This is a genomic window from Variovorax sp. GW821-FHT10D07, from assembly GCF_059415325.1.
In genome coordinates, this window is record NZ_JBWKMZ010000013.1 from 87,943 (window position 1) to 108,142 (window position 20,200).

At 56.9% G+C, this 20,200-nt stretch carries 20 protein-coding genes; 10 read left to right on the forward strand and 10 right to left on the reverse strand.

Annotated features, from left to right (window positions below; translation table 11 throughout):
• Nucleotides 1-259 precede the first annotated feature (259 nt).
• Complete coding sequence (locus AC07PU_RS31035; RefSeq protein ID WP_495322127.1) at nucleotides 260-1,405, reverse strand: site-specific integrase; 1,146 nt, start codon at nucleotides 1,403-1,405, stop codon at nucleotides 260-262.
• Between the two features lie 405 nt (nucleotides 1,406-1,810).
• On the opposite strand from AC07PU_RS31035, the gene AC07PU_RS31040 reads away from it, so the two are divergent.
• Nucleotides 1,811-2,878, forward strand: a complete 1,068-nt coding sequence (locus tag AC07PU_RS31040) for a DNA-binding protein (RefSeq protein ID WP_495322128.1) — start codon at nucleotides 1,811-1,813, stop codon at nucleotides 2,876-2,878.
• A 102-nt stretch (nucleotides 2,879-2,980) separates the two neighbouring features.
• On the forward strand, nucleotides 2,981-3,634 hold the full coding sequence (locus tag AC07PU_RS31045; protein WP_495322129.1) for a DUF6904 family protein: 654 nt from the start codon (nucleotides 2,981-2,983) through the stop codon (nucleotides 3,632-3,634).
• Nucleotides 3,635-3,702: 68 nt separating this feature from the next.
• Here the strand turns inward: AC07PU_RS31045 and AC07PU_RS31050 are convergent, their stop codons facing one another.
• The 4 genes from AC07PU_RS31050 to AC07PU_RS31065 are packed head-to-tail and all read right to left on the reverse strand — an operon-like array spanning nucleotide 3,703 to nucleotide 6,666.
• A complete protein-coding gene (locus AC07PU_RS31050) occupies nucleotides 3,703-3,915 on the reverse strand; it encodes a hypothetical protein (RefSeq protein WP_495322130.1) in 213 nt (70 codons plus the stop codon).
• A 23-nt stretch (nucleotides 3,916-3,938) separates the two neighbouring features.
• Nucleotides 3,939-4,574: a hypothetical protein gene (locus AC07PU_RS31055; protein WP_495322131.1), complete on the reverse strand. Its 636-nt coding sequence runs from the start codon at nucleotides 4,572-4,574 to the stop codon at nucleotides 3,939-3,941.
• A gap of 32 nt (nucleotides 4,575-4,606) precedes the next feature.
• Nucleotides 4,607-6,004, reverse strand: coding sequence for an ATP-binding protein (locus AC07PU_RS31060; RefSeq protein ID WP_495322132.1), 1,398 nt, complete (start codon nucleotides 6,002-6,004; stop codon nucleotides 4,607-4,609).
• Nucleotides 6,001-6,666, reverse strand: coding sequence for a response regulator (locus tag AC07PU_RS31065; protein ID WP_495322133.1), 666 nt, complete (start codon nucleotides 6,664-6,666; stop codon nucleotides 6,001-6,003). The genes AC07PU_RS31060 and AC07PU_RS31065 overlap by 4 nt, the downstream gene beginning before the upstream one ends.
• Nucleotides 6,667-6,781: 115 nt before the next feature.
• Here AC07PU_RS31065 and dsbD point away from each other — a divergent pair, with 115 nt between their 5' ends.
• The 6 genes from dsbD to AC07PU_RS31095 all read left to right on the forward strand — a co-directional run bounded on the left by dsbD (nucleotide 6,782) and on the right by AC07PU_RS31095 (nucleotide 12,757).
• Nucleotides 6,782-8,653: a protein-disulfide reductase DsbD gene (gene dsbD / locus AC07PU_RS31070; protein WP_495322134.1), complete on the forward strand. Its 1,872-nt coding sequence runs from the start codon at nucleotides 6,782-6,784 to the stop codon at nucleotides 8,651-8,653.
• Nucleotides 8,650-9,471, forward strand: a complete 822-nt coding sequence (locus AC07PU_RS31075; RefSeq protein WP_495322135.1) for a TlpA family protein disulfide reductase — start codon at nucleotides 8,650-8,652, stop codon at nucleotides 9,469-9,471. Before dsbD ends, AC07PU_RS31075 begins: the two co-directional genes overlap by 4 nt.
• A complete protein-coding gene (gene dsbG / locus AC07PU_RS31080; RefSeq protein WP_495322136.1) occupies nucleotides 9,468-10,310 on the forward strand; it encodes a thiol:disulfide interchange protein DsbG in 843 nt (280 codons plus the stop codon). The genes AC07PU_RS31075 and dsbG overlap by 4 nt, the downstream gene beginning before the upstream one ends.
• Nucleotides 10,311-10,399: 89 nt before the next feature.
• Nucleotides 10,400-10,972: an SCO family protein gene (locus tag AC07PU_RS31085; RefSeq protein ID WP_495322137.1), complete on the forward strand. Its 573-nt coding sequence runs from the start codon at nucleotides 10,400-10,402 to the stop codon at nucleotides 10,970-10,972.
• A 118-nt stretch (nucleotides 10,973-11,090) separates the two neighbouring features.
• Nucleotides 11,091-11,888 (forward strand): helix-turn-helix transcriptional regulator, encoded by a 798-nt coding sequence (locus AC07PU_RS31090; RefSeq protein ID WP_495322138.1) that lies wholly within the window; start codon nucleotides 11,091-11,093, stop codon nucleotides 11,886-11,888.
• 431 nt (nucleotides 11,889-12,319) lie between these two features.
• A complete protein-coding gene (locus tag AC07PU_RS31095; protein ID WP_495322139.1) occupies nucleotides 12,320-12,757 on the forward strand; it encodes a DUF2000 domain-containing protein in 438 nt (145 codons plus the stop codon).
• A 41-nt stretch (nucleotides 12,758-12,798) separates the two neighbouring features.
• Here the strand turns inward: AC07PU_RS31095 and gorA are convergent, their stop codons facing one another.
• The 5 genes from gorA to AC07PU_RS31120 form a co-directional block, all read right to left on the reverse strand.
• Nucleotides 12,799-14,157, reverse strand: coding sequence for a glutathione-disulfide reductase (gene gorA, locus AC07PU_RS31100; protein ID WP_495322140.1), 1,359 nt, complete (start codon nucleotides 14,155-14,157; stop codon nucleotides 12,799-12,801).
• Nucleotides 14,154-15,473 (reverse strand): class I SAM-dependent methyltransferase, encoded by a 1,320-nt coding sequence (locus AC07PU_RS31105; protein ID WP_495322141.1) that lies wholly within the window; start codon nucleotides 15,471-15,473, stop codon nucleotides 14,154-14,156. The genes gorA and AC07PU_RS31105 overlap by 4 nt, the downstream gene beginning before the upstream one ends.
• Nucleotides 15,474-15,485: 12 nt before the next feature.
• Nucleotides 15,486-16,883 carry an FAD-dependent oxidoreductase gene (locus AC07PU_RS31110; protein WP_495322142.1) on the reverse strand — a complete coding sequence of 466 codons (1,398 nt, stop codon included), beginning with the start codon at nucleotides 16,881-16,883 and terminating at the stop codon, nucleotides 15,486-15,488.
• Between the two features lie 115 nt (nucleotides 16,884-16,998).
• Nucleotides 16,999-17,406: a winged helix-turn-helix transcriptional regulator gene (locus AC07PU_RS31115; protein ID WP_495322143.1), complete on the reverse strand. Its 408-nt coding sequence runs from the start codon at nucleotides 17,404-17,406 to the stop codon at nucleotides 16,999-17,001.
• 347 nt (nucleotides 17,407-17,753) lie between these two features.
• Nucleotides 17,754-18,701 carry a cupin domain-containing protein gene (locus tag AC07PU_RS31120; RefSeq protein ID WP_495322144.1) on the reverse strand — a complete coding sequence of 316 codons (948 nt, stop codon included), beginning with the start codon at nucleotides 18,699-18,701 and terminating at the stop codon, nucleotides 17,754-17,756.
• A 129-nt stretch (nucleotides 18,702-18,830) separates the two neighbouring features.
• Here AC07PU_RS31120 and AC07PU_RS31125 point away from each other — a divergent pair, with 129 nt between their 5' ends.
• Together AC07PU_RS31125 and AC07PU_RS31130 are read left to right on the forward strand one after the other, a co-directional pair.
• Complete coding sequence (locus tag AC07PU_RS31125) at nucleotides 18,831-19,367, forward strand: carboxymuconolactone decarboxylase family protein (RefSeq protein WP_495322145.1); 537 nt, start codon at nucleotides 18,831-18,833, stop codon at nucleotides 19,365-19,367.
• A gap of 40 nt (nucleotides 19,368-19,407) precedes the next feature.
• Nucleotides 19,408-20,010 carry a peroxiredoxin-like family protein gene (locus AC07PU_RS31130; RefSeq protein ID WP_495322146.1) on the forward strand — a complete coding sequence of 201 codons (603 nt, stop codon included), beginning with the start codon at nucleotides 19,408-19,410 and terminating at the stop codon, nucleotides 20,008-20,010.
• Nucleotides 20,011-20,200 lie beyond the last annotated feature (190 nt).

Below are 20,200 nucleotides of genomic sequence, written 5' to 3' on the forward strand. Positions count from 1 at the left end.
CCGGTGTGTCTGTGGGCGGAGCAGCTCGGTCCGTGCCATCGCTGGACGAAGCCCTATCAGTTCGCTGATGCTACTGACGGACCTCTGCCCGAATCCAATGATTTCTTATGAAGTTCTTCATAAGGAAGCTTGAAATTGCCTTGTTTTCAGAATTGGTTGTGACGCGCGTGGTGAGCTGGGGTCATCGCAACTTGGTTGGAGCGCGTAGACGCTTAAAGTGTCAATGGATTGGAGGGATCTCTCCGTCCTATTGCCCGAGCTACTGCTTCTTTCCGGCCGGTGACGCCGAAGACAGTTGGTCAGTCTGAGAATCTGAGTCAAGCATCGATCCAATTCTCAGAGCCAGGGACGCTTCTCCTCTGAAATATCCCATTACTGTCGCGACGCTCTGGTGGCCCGTCATGGCCATTGTCTCGGCCAGCGACATGGCTTGGCGTCCCGCTTCAGTCACGAAGCCTGAGCGCAAAGAGTGCGCGGAGAAATTTCCTTCGATGCCGGCAAGCTCGCATCTCTCTTTTACGATGTCGCGTACGGCAGCGGGGGCGAGTGGCTCGCCGAGGCGCCCGCCGCGCCGGATGCGTCTGAAGATCGGGCCATGCTTGATATCGTGGCTTTTCAGTACGTTCAGCCACTCCTGCATGGCCACTGCCGCACTGCCTACCAGGGGCTTCACGTCCTCTGGCCGTAACGTCCCGAGCTGATTGGTCTTGGAGTGCCCAAGGGTGTAGAGAAACGATGAGGCATCTACCTTCTGGAGGTGTTCAAGCCTCGCGTTGGTAACCTCAGAGCGGCGCCGGCCTCCAGTAGCCCATGCGAACAACAGCAGCGCTCGGTCGCGAGTTCCCTTGGGGGAGGTGTCGCATGTGGCAAGCAGTTGCTGAAGGGGGCCTTTTGTGAGTGCGCGCTGACGTTGGGGTTGTTCCCCGCGTTGGGCATAGGCGCGACGGGTACGTGCGATCAGTTCACGCACGAGCGGGTCTGCGCAGGGGTTCGTTGAGGCCGCTCCTTGGTCGCCAAGGCTTTGGGACGCCTTCGGGTTGCTGGCGGCGTCCGGCTGGCGTGTGTCCGCGGCTTTTGCCATCTGGTGAGCCTTGGACAGGACGGCAATGCGATGTACCAACGTGCTGAGTGCGGGTGGCCCCGGCCTGGTCTTGTACCCGGCGGCTACGAGCGCCGCATCGACATCGGATGGCATTTCCGTGAGCAACCCGCCCGCTCGCGCGCTGGATTGTCTTTTGGAGCCGGCCGAGCCGCCTGTTTCCGCGCGTCGCTTCGGACTTGGTTCTAAGGCGCTTGGCTGCGGCACTGCGCCGGCCAGTGGCAAATTCGCCATGGCCTGGCCGTCATCGAACTCTGCTTCTTCATTTCGGCGGCTGGCGTGGTCGACGATGAACTGGACAACCACTGGGACCGGTACGGGCAGCGTTAGCGCTTCTCCATATCGCGCGGCATACCAGGCGCACCAGTACCTCATGGCGGAGCCGTAAGAGGCGCGCGTGTTGATTGATTCGCCTTGCCGCAATAGCGCCCGTGCCGCGGCTTCCGTGGCTGCTGCCAAGCGACCCGCCTCGAGCACGCCGTTCGTTGGGCCCGGCAGTGCCGTGGGGTTTTTTCCCCTTCGCTCAATTTTGCCGAAGCCGGCGCCATCAGCTACCTTGCCCACCGAAAATATCCTACATATGACATATGATTCATTACAAATTATCTAGATAAGTAGCGATAACCAACGCTTATCGAGGGTAGTTCTGTGGCTGCTGAGCGTAGCCGAATTCAAGCGAAGTGCGCTGCAAAAAGGCTCTTAGGAGGTCGAATGATTCAGGTGGCTGAGATCAAGGGACGCGGGATTCAAGAACGTGACGTTTTTGAGGCGGCCGACGTGCTTCTGGCCGAAGGTAAGCGCCCCACCATCGAACGGGTGCGGCTAAAGATCGGACGCGGCTCTCCTAACACCGTGAGCCCAATGCTCGAGCGGTGGTTTGCGACGCTTGGGAGCCGTCTGGCTAGCTTCAAGCTCGGTCGCGTACCGGGTGGCGCGAATGATGCGGATGAGATGCCAGTAGGAGTGCGCAACGCGGCTAAGCTGCTCTGGGAAACGGCAAGACGCGAAGCTGAGGAGGTGCAACGCGGTGAACTGGCTGCTGTGCAGGCAGAGCTTGAGCGTCGCGCTGCTACGTTGGAGGAGGCCCAGCGAGCACTGATGCAGCGGGAGGAGGCCTTTGCGTACTCTCGGACGAGCTTGGATGCGGCTCTCGCTTCTTCCCAACAGGCGCGTGAAACGCTGGAGCGCCAGCTGCGAGAGCATGCCGTCGAGGCGCAGCGAAATCATGCTGTGCTGGACGGGGAGATTGCCCGTCTGACCGGCCTGCTCGCTCGAGCCGCCGAGATGCAAGATCGGACGCGTCAAGAACACGTAGATGCCTTGGCAGTTAAAGACCAAGATCTACGTCAGGCCGAAGCTCGTCACTCTGCTCAAGAAACTCGCATGCTGATGGAGATCGATCGAGCGAGGCTTGCAGCCAAGGCCGTGGAAGCAGAGCTTGTCGACGAGCAGCAACGACGCGTCAAAGGCGAGGAAGCCGCAGCCAGAAGGCTCGAGGCGGCATTGGAAAAACTCCAGAAAGTACGCGATTCAGCCCGTGAGGTAGAGGCAGGTCTGCGCGAACAGATTGGGGCCGAGAAGGTTGATCTGGCACAGGCTCGCGCCGAAGTTCAGTCGCTAGGACAGCAGTTGTCTACGCTAAAGGGGCGCATAGACGAAGAAAAGACAGCTCACCTAGTAACGCAGGGGCTTCTGGCCGAGTCCTTGATACGAGTCCAAAGGACAAAGTCGAATCGTTCGGGAGGTTCGCAGCGCTCCGGCGATGAGAAACGAGGCTAGCTCTCTATCCAAGAACAGTCCGAAGCGTTTTCGGAGTCGAGAGTCAACTCATGTGTTACGAGTAGCATGTGAGAATCTATACGCTAGGTAGTCTTCATCATCATGCTTGTTTCTCGTCCCACAAAGTACGGCGCTGGAATCACCTTGGGCGGGGACTGGCTCGACTTCGCCAGCTTTCGTGACACGATCCAGTACTTGACGTCCGAGAACGGCCCGATACCGGCGAGCCACATCGACTTCGTCCTTGGTCTTTCTTATAATTTTCGTAAGGCTTCCGAAGGCGCTCGAGACAAATGGGATGCAGATGAGCCTCATTTTGCAGGATACGCTGCTGTAAGCATCCTCTGGCCAGAGTTTCTCACGCAACTTGGGATGCTTCGTGCAGCTAGCGCGTATACACCGACCAGCCGCAGCGTTCACGCGCATCTGTTCGCGCTGGAGGCATGCGCCGAGCAAGCGCTTTTAGCGTTCGATCCCGCCGTTGGAGCGATCTGCATGCGCTGGCTCGCCAACTTCAGTCTGCCGCCAGACAACTTCCTCACGGAGTTCGTGTCCCAGCAGTCGTACAGGTTCGTTTTTGACGGTTCGGCGGGGAAGGCACGCTTTCGACGACTGCCTCATCTGCTCGATGAAATCTCGACGTTCTCCCCCGCATACCAGGCTTTCGATCGAGAGATTACGGAGCGCGCTCATGCAGAAAACTCCAGGCGCGAGGATTTCGGGAATTGGTCCGCCTGGCCAAATTTCAAGTGGTGAGTCCAACTTGACAGCTGGTCTAGCGGCCGTGCTAACTATCGAGCCCGTTAGGCCGCGCGTTGATGGCTTTAGCTGAAATCGATGGTGACGCGATGTCCGCCAGATTGAGCAATTCGGACTAGAGCATCAGTGGTGCGATTGCCCGCCTTCACTATGACCTGCGCCGCAGTGCTTTGCACGATTCTTACGACGGCATCCGTCGTGAGATTCGGGCCAAGAATGATCGGACCGCCGCCTGCTTGCGCAACGCGAATGATGGAATCTGTGGTGTGCGACGACATGGTTATCTACCGTATGCCAACGGCTAATTAGAGTGCGAGGTTGTTTGTAGTGGTGTTGCGGCAGCCTGAAGCTTGGCTCGGTGTTGCGCTAGTTTCGAGCGGACGCGAAATGCAATAAGAACTTCCAAGATGTCTTTCATAAAAAAGACACTCATGAGAAAGAACGCTACTGCTATTGCGGCGGATGTCGATATCGAAGAAACGCCTTTCTGGGTATACAGAGAGATTGCTGCATAAGCCAGGTAGGATCCCGTGAGAACCATGTAGATAAACAGCAAAGCCGCAAGAATCGCTCCTGTCCTAACTCGGACTTCTAATTCTTGGTTGTCGTTCAAGTGCATGTAGTACCGAGACATCCGGAGCTCGCGGACCGAAAACAATCTCGTTTCGTGCAACTTGGTAACAGCAGTTCCAAATAGCGGCGAGACGTTAAGGCCGAAGACGCCTGCGAATGCCAATTCGCTTCTGGCCGCGTCGATAAGCCGAGCTGTGTCTTCGTTGGTGGCAGCTTGTTCTTTCAAGAAGGTCAAATTCTTGAAGCGCCGCTTTAAGAGATAGTCATCATGGAAGTCGAAGACAGTTTTGATGGCTTTCCCGAGGGCCACTATCAATGTAACGATCGCAGCAGCAAGCGGGCCGACTGAATCCGGAATAGCCATTCCTTTCCCTCCGAAGTTAATAAAAACAAATTTTAAAGGCCAAGGGGGAGAACTGGTAGCTCTAGCCGGGCCTCCAATCCCCCGCTACTTCTTGGATGCAACTCGAGCGAGCCGCCATAGCGCTTGGCGATGGCATCCACGATCGACAGACCCAACCCGCCTCCTCTGCGGTCGCTTCCCGCACGCCAAAATCTTTCCAGCGCTCTAGCCCGATCTGTCTCACTCAAGCCAGGACCCTCATCAAGGATGCCAATGCGGGCGATCCCTGAACGATGAAGCTCTACTGTCACAATAACAGGGGTGTGTGAAGGTGAGTAGCGCAGCGCGTTGTCGAGGAGGTTGCGGATCGCGGAGGCAACAAGAACCTCGGGTATCGGCGTACAAAGATCGTCCTCACTTTCTCGCAGGGTGATGCGTTGACGAATGCTCCGGTTCGAGGCGGAGTCGTCTACAGCAGTACGAATCGCATTGTAAATAAATGAAGATTCAGAGGCTGATTCGGTAGGCTGACTCTCTAGCCTTGCAAGCTGTAGAAGCTCATCCAGTGTTCGTTCCAATCGAAGCGTCGCTTCCTCGGCATCCGCCAAGGATTGCCTAGACATTGCTAGATCCTCAGACTTGGGAAGCGCCATTTTTGCAACTTGAAGATTTGTCTTGATGCCCGTCAGCGGCGTGCGTAATTCGTGAGCGGCATCGTCAGTGAAACGACGCTCCCGTGCCATCGCAGCTTGAATACGATCGATGAGGCGTTGAATTGTTTCTAGAAGTGGTTTCAGCTCAGAAGGTGCAGGAGAGTCCGGGAGCGGCGATGTATCCCCGGGTACTCTGGTGGCGAGCTCCGCGCGAATAGACTCCAAGGGATGAAGACCGCTACCGATGCTGAACCATAGGAGAACCAAACTTCCGCCAAGCGCAATGAAAAAAGGTATACCTATCGCAAGCCCTACGTCCTTCAAGAGACTTTCACGTGAAGCTAGCCGATCGGCGGTAGCGATCCGCAAATCGCCCTGCTTCAAGACGTAGCTACGCCACAAATCTTCTCCTATGAGGCGAGTGCTGTAGCCGAGGGGAACATTCGCGAGTCCGGGGCTGTGCGATGTACTGGAGACAGTTTGAAGAACCACTTCACCTCGCACGATGCTCACCTCGCATACGAGGCCGTCGCCCACAACGGTGTTGAGAATGGCTGAGGCGGACTCTCTTTTCGAATTAGCGATCGACGGGATCTGAGCCATAAGTCCGGCGGTCATGTGTGCCGAGGCGGAAAGGCGCTCGTCCAGAACGGTACGAAGCTCCGCACGGATGTCTACCAGCATCCAGATAGCGACCAAGCTCCAAAGCGTGAGCAGCGAAACTCCGATAACAGCCAGTAGTCGCAGACGAAGACTGAACGTCTTGGTGGCATCCTTTGACGTCGCAAGAGAACTCATTCGCCGGCCCTCCCTAGACGAAATCCGAGTCCTCTTACTGTCTCTACGATGTTCCTTCCAAGCTTCTTTCGCAGATGGTGAATGTGGACATTGACAGCGTTGCTCTCAACTGTCTGATCGAAGCCATAGAGGCTGTCTCTAAGACGTTCCATGCTCAAAATCTGGCGAGGATTCTGGAGTAACACGCTCAACAGCGTAAGTTCTCTACGCGAGAGCTCGACATCTTTTCCGTTTAACTGAACGGAGTTTGTCGACACCGTCACTGTCAGAGGTCCATGCACGATGTTGTCACTGCTGCGGCCGGACGCCCTTCGTACGAGGGCATGAAGTCGGGCAACGAGTTCATCGATATCGAAGGGCTTGAGCATGTAGTCATCCGCACCTTTTTGTAGGCCCTTGATTCGATGCTCAACGGCATCTCGGGCAGTCAATATGAGAACAGGAACGGACCTGCCTTGCTCGCGCCAGCGTTGAACAACCGCCATCCCATCCTCGTCCGGGAGGCCAAGGTCTAGTACGCAGGCATCAACGTGGAACGCTTCTAGCGCGGCTTGCGCCGCTGCAGCACTGGCGACATGGCTGACGGTGAGATTGTGCAGGCGCATCCCCGCGGCTGCTCCACGCGCGATAAGGGAATCGTCCTCGACCAAAAGAATATGCAAAATTTCAACCTATGTTTTTCTCAAGCCGAAGACCCTTGGAAGATGCTGGATTGTTAATGTTGCCTTAATGTAAGGATCCGAGCATGCGCTGCACCATCTCTCCAAAAAATACCTCGTGTTTGCGCTACTAAATGGAATTTTGCAGCGAAAGCTGTACATCTGGGCCGCGTTTTTATCGTTAATGTGTCTTTTCATCCCCGTTGCGGATGCGCAAGACAACTTTCTCCCAGCTGAGAAAGCATTCTCGCTGGAAATAAAGAAATCGAGCGAAAGCGCGCCAGTCTTGCTTCACTGGACGATTGCTCCGGGTTACTACCTTTATAGAGACAGGCTGACTGCTAAGGTCGCTGGTTCGGATGAGGAAGTCGTACTCCGCCTGCCCAAAGGCGAAACAAAGAGCGATCCAAACTTTGGAGATGTAGAAGTTTTCCACAATTTCGTCGACGCCACGATCGAGGGGAATCGCGGAGGAGCGGGTAGTCTTACCGTGACTTGGCAGGGTTGTGCCGAAGCGGGACTGTGCTACCCACCACAAAGTAAAGCGATCGATCTTGGCTCCGATATCGGTGCTGGAGGCGATAGCGGCTCAAACTCTAGGACTTCTAGTAATTTCGATGCGAGCGAAGGTTTGCTGAGTTCGGCGAGCAGCAGCGACGATGGCATTCTCAAACTGCTCGAGAGTCACTCATTGGGATGGATGATCCCGACTTTTTTCCTCCTTGGCATTGCCCTCGCGTTCACTCCGTGCGTCCTGCCAATGGTCCCGATTGTCTCGAGTATGGTCGTTGGCAGCCAACCCAGTCCGAGACGCGCTTTGGCGCTGTCGGCGGCGTTTGTGGCCCCGATGGCTCTGACGTACGCGTTGTTGGGCGTGGTGGCGGCATTGGCTGGAGCCAATTTGCAGTTGTTCTTGCAAAACCGTTGGACGCTCTTCGCATTTGGCGCCGTCTTCGTGGCGTTGGCCTTGGGCATGTTCGGTGTTCTAACGATTCAGCTGCCCTCGTTCCTGCGCAACCGTCTTGACAGTGCAAGTAGAGGTCAGCGTGGCGGAACCTTGAAAGGTGCTGCTGGAATGGGCGTGCTTTCGTCGCTGCTCGTCGGGCCCTGCATGACGGCGCCTTTGGCGGGCACGCTGCTGTACATCGCTCAAAGTGGGAATGTGCTCGAAGGAGGTCTGTTGCTCTTTGCGTTGGGCTTGGGGATGGGCGTGCCATTGCTTGTTGTCGGCACCGTAGGCGCGAAGTACCTACCGAAGCCCGGGCCATGGATGGATCGTGTGAAAGGGGCTTTCGGCTTTGTCTTGCTAGCGGTCGCCATCTGGATGGTGCAGCGCGTTGTTCCAGACGCCGTCGCGCTCGCAATGTGGGGTGCGCTGCTCATCATCCTCGCACTCAGCTTGCAGCAGCTGGCAGGCACGCTTGGTGCGGGGGCTGTATCAGCCGCACCTGGTGGGCGCGTAGCTGCGCTGGCGACGGCGGCACTGGTGGGGTTGTGGGGTGCAGCGATGGTTTTGGGGGCCGCAAGTGGGGGGCAGGACCCCTGGCGCCCGCTTGCTGCGATGGTGCGCACCGACGTTCAGAGGAGCGCTTCGATCGCAACAAGTCACGCAGCGGGCGACCTACGCTTTGAAGCGGTCAATAGCGTTACGGAGCTCGCCGAGCAGGTGAGGTCCGCGAGTTCGATGGGAAAGCCGGTGCTTGTCGATTTCTATGCCGACTGGTGTGTGTCGTGTAAAAGCATCGAGTCCAAGGTGTTCACCGATGCGCAGGTCAAGGGGGCTCTTCGGAACATGGTGCTCCTGCGAGCAGATGTGACGCAGAGCAATTCGTTGCAACGCGAGTTGATGCGAAGTCATCAGGTGATTGGACCGCCAACGGTCATGATTCTTGATCACCAGGGACATGAGCGGAGGGAAGCCCGTCTGGTCGGCGAATTCGAAGTCAAGGATCTTCTGGGCAGACTGGCTGCCGAAAGGGGGCCGACATGACAGGGGCGGTTCAGATCGGCCCGTTGAGCTTGCCGTATGACTTACTGCTGGCGTTGATGTCGTTCGCTTTCGGAACATTTCTGGCAGAGCACTTCGGGCGCAAGCTAAAAATCGCTTCAGACAGGGTATTTTTCTACCTCGTGCTGCTTGGCCTTGTCGTGTCTCGCCTGACGTTCGTCGCGCAGTTCTGGCAAGCGTACCTTCAACAGCCGCTGGCGATTCTCGACATTCGAGACGGTGGGTGGTCACCCTATGCAGGAATTGCGGCCGCCTGGGCTGGATTGCTGGTTGCTACGTGGCGCCGGAGACTGCTTACGAAGCCCTTGGGGTTTGCCTTGGCGGGTGCTACGGCGATCTGGATCGTGGGAGCTGCTTTGCTCTCCATGGACTATGGCTCGAAGGTCCGTCTTCCCGCAACCATGGTTTACAGCGTTGATCACCGCGAGGTTCGACTTTCGGAGTTTCAAGGGCAGCCCGTTGTAGTGAATATGTGGGCGACATGGTGTCCGCCATGTCGGCGTGAGCTTCCAGTTCTCGCGGAGGCGCAAACGGCATATCCGGGCGTTCATTTTATTTTTCTCAATCAGAGAGAGTCTGCTCAGGCCGTAACTGCATTCTTGTCTAAGACTCAAACGAGTCTGAGAAACATCCTGCTGGACGACGAGGGCAAGGTGGCTGAAGGATTTGGCCAGCGTGCCCTACCAACAACCCTTTTCTTCAACTCTCGCGGAGAGTTGGCCAGCACCCGCGTTGGTGAGCTCTCGCGGGCCACGCTATCGCACCATCTTACTGAGATCACACGAAATCCCGCACCATGAACCCTGCTCTTCTACGTAGAGGTCCTCGTACCGTTTACAGGCCTTTCGCGATGCTATCGCTATCGGCATTGATGCTCGGCCAAGCAGTCGCCCAAGCGCAGACTCGCCCTCAAGCCCTGCAGGCGCTTGAAGGCCAAGGTTTCACCATCATTGGCACTTTTCCAGCAGCCGGTGGCCTGAAGGCGTGGGCCGCGTATGCTGGACAGCAACCCGTGGCGCTTTATGAGACCCCGGACGGGACGTCCGTGATTGCGGGAACGCTGCTGGATGCACAGGCACAGGACGTGAATCAAGCAGCGCTGGAGAAAGCGGTGCTTAGGCCCATGGCAGACACTGCTTGGAAGCAGCTTGAACAAAGTGCTTGGATCGCGGACGGCTCCAGCAGCGCGCCGCGAGTTGTCTATGTATTTACCGATCCGAACTGCCCGTACTGCAATCGGTTGTGGAGTGAAGCCCGCCCTTGGGTAGATGCAGGTAAGGTGCAACTGCGCCACGTCTTGGTGGCGGTTCTCACTCCCACGAGCGCGGGCAAGGCCGCTGCGATCTATGGCAGCAAAAGTCCGTCGGAAGCGCTGGTGGCGCATGAGGGCGCCAACTCTGCTGCGAATGCCAAGCAAATGGCCTCTGGCCACGTGAAACCGCTGGGAGAGTTAGGAGTCAAGCCATTGGCGACTGTGCCTTCTGCGATAAGGTCTAGGTTGCTGGCCAATGAGAAGCTGATGGGTTCATTTCGCCTTGAAGCTACACCAGGGATCGTGTGGCGAGACGCTCAAGGCGCGATTCAATCGCGCGCTGGGGCCCCGACGTCAGCGCTACCCGGCATATTTGGTCCCTTGTGATGAGTACACGGCCCAAGATGCTAGAGGGTGAGAGTACTTTGCTGTCGAGTCGACGGGGATTCATTCAGAACCTCGCTAAGCCGGCTCTGATGCTGGGTGCCACTGGCGCGCTATATGCGAGTCTGACGGCTTGTACGAGCTCAGTTGCTCAGTTTCACGGAACCGATATCACGGGTGCAACCTACGGGAAAAATTGGTCACTGAAAGACGCAGAAGGCAAGACTAGAAGCCTCCAAGATTTTGAGGGAAAGGTTGTTGTTCTGTTCTTTGGCTTCGTCCAGTGTCCTGATGTCTGCCCCACAACGCTATCGGACCTGGCACAGCTCAAGCAGCAGCTTGGCCCCGACAGCACGCGGCTGCAGGTGTTGTTTGTCACCGTCGATCCGGCGCGCGATACGCCTGAGGTGATGAGGGCGTACATGGAGGCATTTGACCCGAGCTTCGTCGCTTTGATACCGACGAGCAGTGAGCTGGAGGCAACGGCCAAAGACTTCAAGGTGTACTACAAGAAGGTTGACGGGAAGACACCGACGAGCTATTCAATGGACCATTCGGCTGCCTGCTATGTCTACGATCCCCAGGGGCGGTTGAGGCTATACGAGCGCTACGGGTTGGGTGTGCCAGCCTTCCTGGCGGATGTGCGAGCGTTGATGTCGGCCTGAATCCGAGTGCGTCGTGAGCGTAGGGCTTGCGAAATAGAATGCAGAGGGTTTCCCCCCTGTATTTTGAATGGTACGTCGTAGCGAAAAGGCTCAGGTAAGTATTTGGCAGGCGCCCGATATGAAGGCGGAGCTGCTGCATGGACAGTTTACGAACTTCACTTACGATGTTCACTCCCATGAGACAGCATGCTTCGCGTTGCTGACTGCGGGGCAGATCCGCATTCGGATGCGTGGGAGCGAGTTCGTCGCCAGGCAGGGCGATGTGTATGCCATAGATGCGGATGAGGCGCACGCCGGTTGGGGACAAGACGAGACGGGCTGGCACCTACGAACGCTCTATGTTGAGGCAAGTCATCTCAGATCGTTGATCGGTGATGAGCGAACTCATCGCTCGGTTCAGATTGCTGGGCCGATCATTGATGATCCTAAGGTCGCCTGCTTGCTTCACTCGCTGCACGAGTGCTCACAGGTGCAAGGTCCCCTCCTCTTTCGCGACGAGGCATACCTCGGATTTGCCAAGGCGCTGATGGAGAGACATGTGCGCAATATGCCGGTTTTCGACAAACAGCGGCTTGAACCTGCCGCTGTCAAGGCGGCGCGCGACTTGTTGGACGAGCGACTCGATGATCACCTGAGCCTGCAAGACTTGGCTGCTCGCGTAAATCTTTCACCCTTCGTCTTGTTTCGTGCCTTTGAGCGGTCAACTGGGATGACTCCACATGCGTACCAGCGACAGGCCAGGGTCAGAATGGCAATGCGGCTCATTCGAGCGGAGCACAGCCTTGGGGAGGCGAGCGTTATGGCTGGATTCTCCGATCAAGCACATTGCACTAGGTGGTTTCGGCGCTTCATGGGGGTGACCCCGGGTCAGTATAGAAGCTCACTGTTTGGCCGTCGCACCATTCCTTTGCAATAGCGTTCAATACACGCTGCTCTCTGCAGTTCAGAATTCCTGACCTTGTGAGCAGGAAGCGTAGGCGCTTCGAAGGCCGAGGGTTATGTGCGGAAAAAATAGTGTTCGATGGAGCCGCAACTCCACTCTCACTGGCGTAACGATGGCTTTTAGTCCTCCCGATTTTCTCTGGAGCCTGAACCTTGATAGGTCTCAGTGTGCCAACGTGGATCGCTGAGTTTTCTTCGACACGAACGTTGGTATCAAACGGCCTTGGCATTGTGTGTCACTAGGCTGCTTTGTGATCACCGATCGCTATCGCTACGCACCGACGTCACTCTGCCCTGGCGGGAGGAGCGCGCAAGTCTCTTTTTGCTCGCAAATTCTGGGGCCATTGAAACATCCCAGAACATCAAAGGATGAGCTTTTAAACCTGCAAGATGAAAGGCAGTTGAATGAACGTAGAAACCGAAGCCGCCACCCCAGGAGTGCCTGAGAGGTGCGTCATAGTCGTCGATGCAGCATTGCCAGCAGGTCGCGCTGCAAATGCTGCGGCTGTGATTGCGCTCACCATTGGGGCTAGACACCCAGAGCTTGTTGGGTCAGCGTTGGTTGATGCGGAGGGCTTCGCCCACCCCGGCCTCATTCCAATCGGAATACCGGTGCTTGTAGCAAATCGAGATGAACTCAATCAGCTGCGGGAGAAGGCCCTCGCAGTGTGCGATGATGTTGTCGACTTTCCTGTACAAGGTCAGAAAACCAACAACTACGAAGCGTTCAAGGGCGCTGTACGACTTGTCGGTTCGAATGACCTACGCTATGTAGGGATTGCCTTGGTGGGTCAGAAAAAGCCGATCAGCAAGATCGTTTCCAAGCTAGCCTTGATGGGCTAGGTGTTTCGGGCCGGCAAAAAGCTTCCTGCCGGCCGTGCGTGCTAGCCAGGCATAGGTTCGCGCATTGTGACGAACTCCTCTGCAGCGGTCGGATGAATGCCGATCGTACTGTCGAAAAGCGCCTTTGTTGCGCCAGCACGCATAGCCACGGCGAATCCCTGCACCACTTCTCCGGCATCTGGCCCCACCATATGCAAACCGACGACGCGGTCGGTTGCCTTGTCTACCACGAGTTTCATGAACGTGCGCTCGGAGCTGCCTGACAGCGTGTGTCTGAGTGCTTTGAACTCGCTGGAGAAGATAGTGACTTCACCAAACTTTTTGCGTGCCGTGGCTTCTGTGTACCCGCAGGTTCCGATATTTGGGTGCGTGAAGACTGCTGTTGGGATGTAATCGTAGTCGAGCCGCCGCTTTCCATCGCCATACAGGTGCTCCACAACAACCATCGCCTCAGCGAGTGCGACGGGAGTCAATTGAATGCTGGTGGATACATCGCCAACCGCGTAGATTGATGACGCCGAGGTTCGATAGTTTGAGTCCACGACGATACCTCCCTTTGCGTTCAGTTCGACTCCAGCGGCCTCGAGGCCGAGTCCTTGGGCGTTTGGGGCACGACCGGTGGCGAAAAGCACAGTGTCTACCTCAAGTTCCTCTCCTCGCTTCAAGCTGACATGAAGTCGGCCCTCATCTCGAACAATCGATGTAACTTCGCAGTTCAAACGAATGTCCACGCCCGCCTTACCCATCTCGCCGGCTACGAACTGGCGCACATCGTCGTCGAACCCGTTGAGAAGATGTGCCCCGCGGTGCACCTGGGTGACGGCGGCGCCAAGGCCGTTGAAGATGGAAGAGAATTCACAAGCAATGTATCCACCACCTACGACCAGCAGTCGCTTTGGGAAAGGGTCAAGGTCGAACATCGACTCTGAAGTAAGCGCATGTTCTCGCCCCGGAAAATCGGGGACAAAAGGTCTTCCACCAGTTGCGATAAGAATGTGACGCGCCGTATGCCGCTTCCCATCGACTTCCACGGTATGAGGGTCTAACAGCTGAGCCCAACCAGCGATCAAAGAAACCTTTGAGTTGCGAAGCAACGATTCATATACGCCGTTGAGCCGCCGAATTTCTTTCGCGCGTTGAGCTTTGAGGTGGCTCCAGTCGAAGCGCAACATCTCCAGCGACCATCCGTAGCCTGCCGCTTCTTCAAACGACTCGGCATATCCAGCCGCGTAGCTGTATAGCTTCTTTGGGATGCAGCCGACATTGACACAGGTGCCTCCAAGGTCCGCGGCCTCCGCGACAGCGACGCGAACACCACGCTGCGCGGCCATGCGTGCGGCTCTTACTCCCCCACTGCCGGCACCGATCACGAAGAGGTCAAAGTCAAACGAGGTCGTCATAGAAGTGTTGCTTCGTTGTGGGTTTGGGCGAGCTTGACAGTACGCGGGAAACTAGATTCGGTGCTTTGCTCGGCTTCGAACATGTAGTCTCGTGTCAGAGGTAGAACGTCCAATTCTTTGGTGATTTGGAGTTGCCAGTTTATTAGCGCTAGACGCCTAAAAGAAAGTTCTGATCCAATCAGATAGAACTCGAACATCCGGCAAAATCGCTCGTCATAGAGCTTAATCAGAGCCTCCCGATGGCGAACGAAGCGCATACGCCATTGGTCCAAAGTCTTCGCATAATGCAGCCTGAGGATCTCGATGTCGTTGGCCCAGAGGCCAGATTTCTCTACCGCCGAGAGAACTTCAGACACTGCAGGGGAGTACCCTCCCGGGAAGATGTACTTCGCGATCCAAGGGTTGGTGCTACCTGGCCCATCGGCTCTTCCTATAGCGTGAATGAGCCCAACCCCGTCCTTCTTGAGCATCTTGCGCAGAGACTGAAAGAATGTCGGATACTGACCAACGCCGACATGCTCAAACATTCCGACAGATACGACACGGTCGACGGGGCGCGTCCATTTTCTATAGTCCAGCAGTTCAAAGTTGACCTGGGACTGTAGACCCGCTTCCTTCGCGCGTTGCGTTGCCACTTTGAGCTGTTCAACAGACAACGTCAGGCCAGTAACTTTTGCCCCGTGCTCTTTCGCTAGGTAGAGCGCCATTCCCCCCCAGCCGCACCCGATGTCAATTACGTCTAGGTTAGGTCGGTCCAGCTTGAGTTTCGAGGCGATATGCCTTTTTTTCTTTCGCTGAGCTTCCTCGAGCGTTTCGTCACCATCTTGAAAGTAGGCACACGAATACTGCTGATCCTCGTCAAGCATCAAAGAGTACAACCGCGCGTCCAGGTCGTAGTGATGGGCAACGTTTCGTTGCGATCGATCGATTGGGTTAAATTGATCGAAGCGACGCATATACCAACGTAATTTGTCTCCTAACTTATCCAGCGGATGGCTTCCCCCGTTGGTTGCGTTCAAGGTCAAAAAGTCCAAGAGGCCGAAGAGGTCACCATCTGCAGGCTCGACGTCGCCATCCATGTACGCCTCACCGAGAGAAAGGGACGGATTCCAGAACAGCCGGCGTTGCGCACGCCGCGTTCGGATGGTAAAGCCGGCATGCGGATCTGTGCCGGTACCGAACTTTCGTGTCTTCCCATCCGGGAAGGTTACGCTGAGAGTTCCAATTTTTATGAGCTTTTCTAGCGCGATCTCGAGCAGCATAGAGAAATCGAAGATGTTCTCGATCTTGGTGATCAGCCTCAGAGGGCTGATCACCGTGGCTATTGCTTACGCAGCGTTGCTTGGCACATTACCAAGCAGTGGGCCAAGACCTTCAGCCATCGTCAGATGGGTGATAACCGAATCGCGCACTTCCGTATACGGGAGCTTTGCCAACATCGCCATCTGGATTGCCGTCGTGACCTCCCCGGCCTCGGCTCCCAGCATGGTGAAACCGAGGATGCGATCGTCCGCTCCCACGAGCACTTTCATAAAGCCCTGCTTCTCGCCTGTGGCCGCAGTGCGAAGGACGTTGCTCATCGGAAGCGAGGCGACTCGGGTGGCAATGTTTTGAGCCTTCGCTTCGCGCTCATTCAGGCCAACTCTTGCAAGCGGCGGGTCCGTGAAAACGCAGTAGGGCACGAGTCGTCCGGCAGTGCTTCGCTTGCCGCCAGTCATGTTGCCCATGACGATCCGGAAGTCGTCTGCGGATACGTGAGTGAAGAAGGGGCTGCCCGCACATTCGCCCACCGCCAGCACGCCCGCTACGCTCGTTTCGAGTCGATCGTTGACTCGAATAAAGCCACGAGCGTCAAGTTCAATGCCAGCTTCTTGCAGGCCAATACCTGCGGTGTTTGGAGTGCGGCCTGCTGCGACCAGCAGATCACTGCCTTCGATCTGTTGTTCCTTGCCGGCGGCTGAGCGTACCTTCACTTTCACGCTCTTGCCGGACTGACCTTCGACGGCTTGCACTTCCGCGCCGAGTACGAAAGAGATGCCCTCGTTGGTGAGAATCTTTCGCATTTCATCAGCGATGTCTTGATCCTCGCGCCCCATCAACTGAGGACCGGATTCGATGACGGTTACTTGCGCCCCGAATCTGCGGTAGGTCTGAGCCAACTCGAGACCGATATAGCCGCCTCCCAGCACAACCAGGTGCGCGGGCACGTAGTCCAGTTCCAAGGCTTCGATGTGCGTCAGCGGCTTGGCGGATTCAAGGCCCGTGATCTTTGGGATGGCTGCGCTGGTCCCAACATTGATGACAACCTGATCGCCGGTAAGGACGCGCTTGCCACCGTCATTCAATGTGACTTCGATGGTCTTAGGGCCAATGAAGCGCCCGTTTCCCATCACAAAGTCCGTTCCGCTGCCGGCGAAGGCCTGCTTGTGGAACGCGACTTCGCCTTCCACCATCTCTCGTTTGCGTGCGAGCACTTTTTTCATGTCGGTCGATACCGTACCGGTTGTCGTACCGAACTCGGCCGCACGTCTCGTTAGATGTGCAACCCTGGCACTCGCAACCTCGTTCTTGCTCGGCAAGCACGCGATGTTCGGGCACGACCCACCCACCCAGCGTCGCTCGACGACTGCAATCTTGCGACCCGTGCGCCCCATATTCCACGCAAGCAATTTCCCTCCTGCTCCACTACCAAGGATCAGGATATCAAAATGATCAACGTTGGACATAAATTCCTTTGCGTAAACTGTCCGCCTTAATTGGCCGGTGAAGTATTGCCAGCCATGGAGAAAACGCAATAAGGCACTTATTTGTACGTCGATTACAAAAAGGTAACCTGATGGATCAGGTCGATTCTTCGCTGGCGGATCTGGAGTCGAAGTCTCGTCGGGATGTTTCTATCCCCGCCCAGTTTTCTTGCACCCAGCTTGTGAGTGGCATCAGTGCTGTACGCAGTGACTTTCCAAGCGGAGACAACTCATACTCGACACGCAAGGGAATCGCATCGAACACCCGCCTCGTCACGAACCCATCTCGTTCGAGATTTCGCAGACAAAGCGTCAGAACTCTTTGCGATATTCCGTCAATCCCTCGGTGCAAGTTGTTAAATCTCAAGCTTCTGTCGCCAAGAACTGCGACGATGACGACAGTCCACTTGTCACCGATACGGGATAGAACTGCTTGAACCGCCTCACAGTCAGCCGCACACTTTTCCGAGAACACTAGGCCCGAGCCTATCGAGAGCGCTGACATTTCGTAGGTGATCTTTGAAGATTTGGCATTCCTCTGATGCCTGATTTTTTGGCTCTCTGGCCAAGTGGCCTTGAATCTATATCGCGCCACGCCACTTGGTAAGGCGCTATCGGCTCAATAAAGAGCGAAATCGTCTCGTTCTGTGGGGCAAGAGAAATGGATCGCGGGTGAGGTGTCCTGAGAGAACGTGCCATGCACCGCTGGACAAGTCGATCCGGGTGCGATGAGCACGCAGATTGTGGTGTCGGTCTACGTGAGGGTCTTGAACGCTATTGCGGTAGAGCCATGCATGCCGCAGCCGCTACGAGGAAGCGTCAGAGGGCCGGCCGGTTGCGGCCCGCCGGTGACTAGGCGTGACGGCCTTGGTTCAGAAGGCGGCGCCAGTCGGCCGGCGATATGCCCATGCGGTGCTTGAAGGCTGCTCTGAACGCGCCGATTGATCGATAGCCCACCAGTTCTGCCACGGCCTCTGTAGACATAGAGGAGCTTTTTAGTTCGTTGGCCGCAAGGCTGATGCGGATGTCGGTCAGTAGGTCGCTGGCAGACTTGCCTACCTTGTCTTGAAAGTGTCGGGCCATGGTCGCCCTGGACATGTTGCACTGTCGTGCAAGCTCGGGAAGCGTCCATTGATGCGAGGGCTGCTCCAACATGGCGGTTAACGCGGGAGCTAAGCGTGGGTGCCCCGCAAGCGCCAGAAGACCCATCGGTGCTTCATCTGATTCGCCAGCCAACCGCAGTGCCACTGTAAATAGTGCGGCCGACAGGGCATTGAGGAGTGCCTGTCCTCCAAGTCCCTCCGAGGTGGACTCAGTGCGCATGATCTCCACGAGGCTCTTCACTTGTGCCCGCGTTTCGTGTTGCGCCTGAGCAGACGTGTTGGCGCTGCGAACCACAAGCGTGGACGGCAAATACCCTCGCACCAGCCGTTCGTGCTGGGGGTCAAGCACAAACCGGCCGCAAAGCATGTCTAGGCGCTCACCCGCGCCCAGGTTTTCGCTCAAGGTCACGTTCAGGTTTCGTTTCTCTATGACACGGCCAGGCGCTGTGCCACTGCCATCGTGCAGGACATGTGCTGACCCTTGCGTCAAAAGAACGATGTCCCCGGCGCCAAGTTCGTATGGAGGGCTTCCGTCGGCGCTTTCGAGGATCGCACAGCCTCCGAGGATGACGTGGTACGGCATCTCCCCTGAAGGCGATGGCTCGTATGTGACGCGCCAAGGGGCGCCGTACAGGCAGCGAAGCTCGAGTCGGCCCGTAACCGGTATCAGGGTGAGAAGGCGGCTTAACCAGTCCATGCAGTATTACAGCTCATTTTTGTTGTATGAGACGATTTCGTCTTTTATTGATGTTTTGCGTTCTTAACTGTCTCACATTGGAGGTCTACAGTACATCCCATCGCAACAACGTTTCTCAAGGAGAACACCATGACCCGTATCGTTACCCCCGCTCTGGAATCGGCCACCGGCGCGACCGCAGAAGTCTATGCACAGATCCGCAAGGCCGCGGGGAGCGTGCCGAACACGTTCGCCACGATCGGCGCCCACGGGCCGGTGGCGCTGAAGGCGGTGCTGCAAGCAGACAGCGCGCTGGCTGCGGGCTCGCTGAGCAAGCAAGACCAGGAAACCATCAAGTTGGTGGTTAGCAAGGTGGCCGGCTGCGACTACTGCGTGGCTGCGCACAGCCTGCTGGGCAGGCTCACCGGGCTGCCGCAAGACGTGCTCAAGGCGATCCGCGACGGCGTGTCGACGGGTGACGCCAAGCGCGACGCGCTGCTGCGGTTTGTGACGAAGCTGGTTCGCACCAGCGGCACGATCAGCCAGGAAGAGTTCGCCGCGATCAAGGCGGCTGGCTACACGGATGCGCAGCTGGTGGACATCAGCCTGGCGATCGCGGTGACGGTGTTCACGAACGTGTTCAACCGGATCAACGACACGGCGGTGGACTTCCCCGCGGTTGCTTAAAAAATAGACAGCGGATAGACAGTACTTCGAGGAGAACGACATGGCCCCCACGGCAGCACAGCTAGATACCTTCATCGTTGATCTACGAGCGATGGGGTTGGAGGATCGCGCGCTGCGCGTGGGCGAGGCGGCCCCCGATGTGACGGTTCCGGATGCGCTGGGTCGACCAGTGCGTCTGGGTGAGCTGTGGAGGCAAGGGCCACTGGTTGTGAAGTTCTACCGCGGGGGCTGGTGCCCGTATTGCAACCTGGAGCTTCGAGCTCTGCAGAGTCGCTTGGGCGAGCTGCAGGAGGTTGGAGGGCAGCTGGTGGCGATCTCGCCGCAGACGCCGGACAACTCGATGAGCACGGCGCGCAAGAACAGCCTGGCGTATCCGGTGCTGAGCGACTCGGGCCTTGAGGCGGCGCACGGCTTCGGCGTGGGGATGACACTGGCGCCGGAGTTGGTGGATCTGTATGGGGCGGGTGGTGTGAACCTGCCGGTGCTCAATGGCAACGGGCAGTGGGTGTTGCCGGTGCCTGCGACGTTCGTGATCGACGAGTGGGGGGTGATCCAGTACGCGCATGTGGATGTGGATTACCGTGTGCGGGCTGACGTCGAGGAGGTCATCGATGCGGTAAGAAGCATTCACGCAGCAGCGTAGACGACAGCGCAACTTCGAGGAGCCATGATGCTGAGCAGAAAAGTTGGCCAATTTGGAATTGGCCTCGCGGTTGCGTACATTTGCTATCAGTCGAGTTGCGCGCTCGCGATGTGGTGGTTGGCCTGGGTTCGATAGCCACATAAGAAATGTGAGCCGTGAGGTTTCTGAGCGTCTGCGAATGCGATTGAGC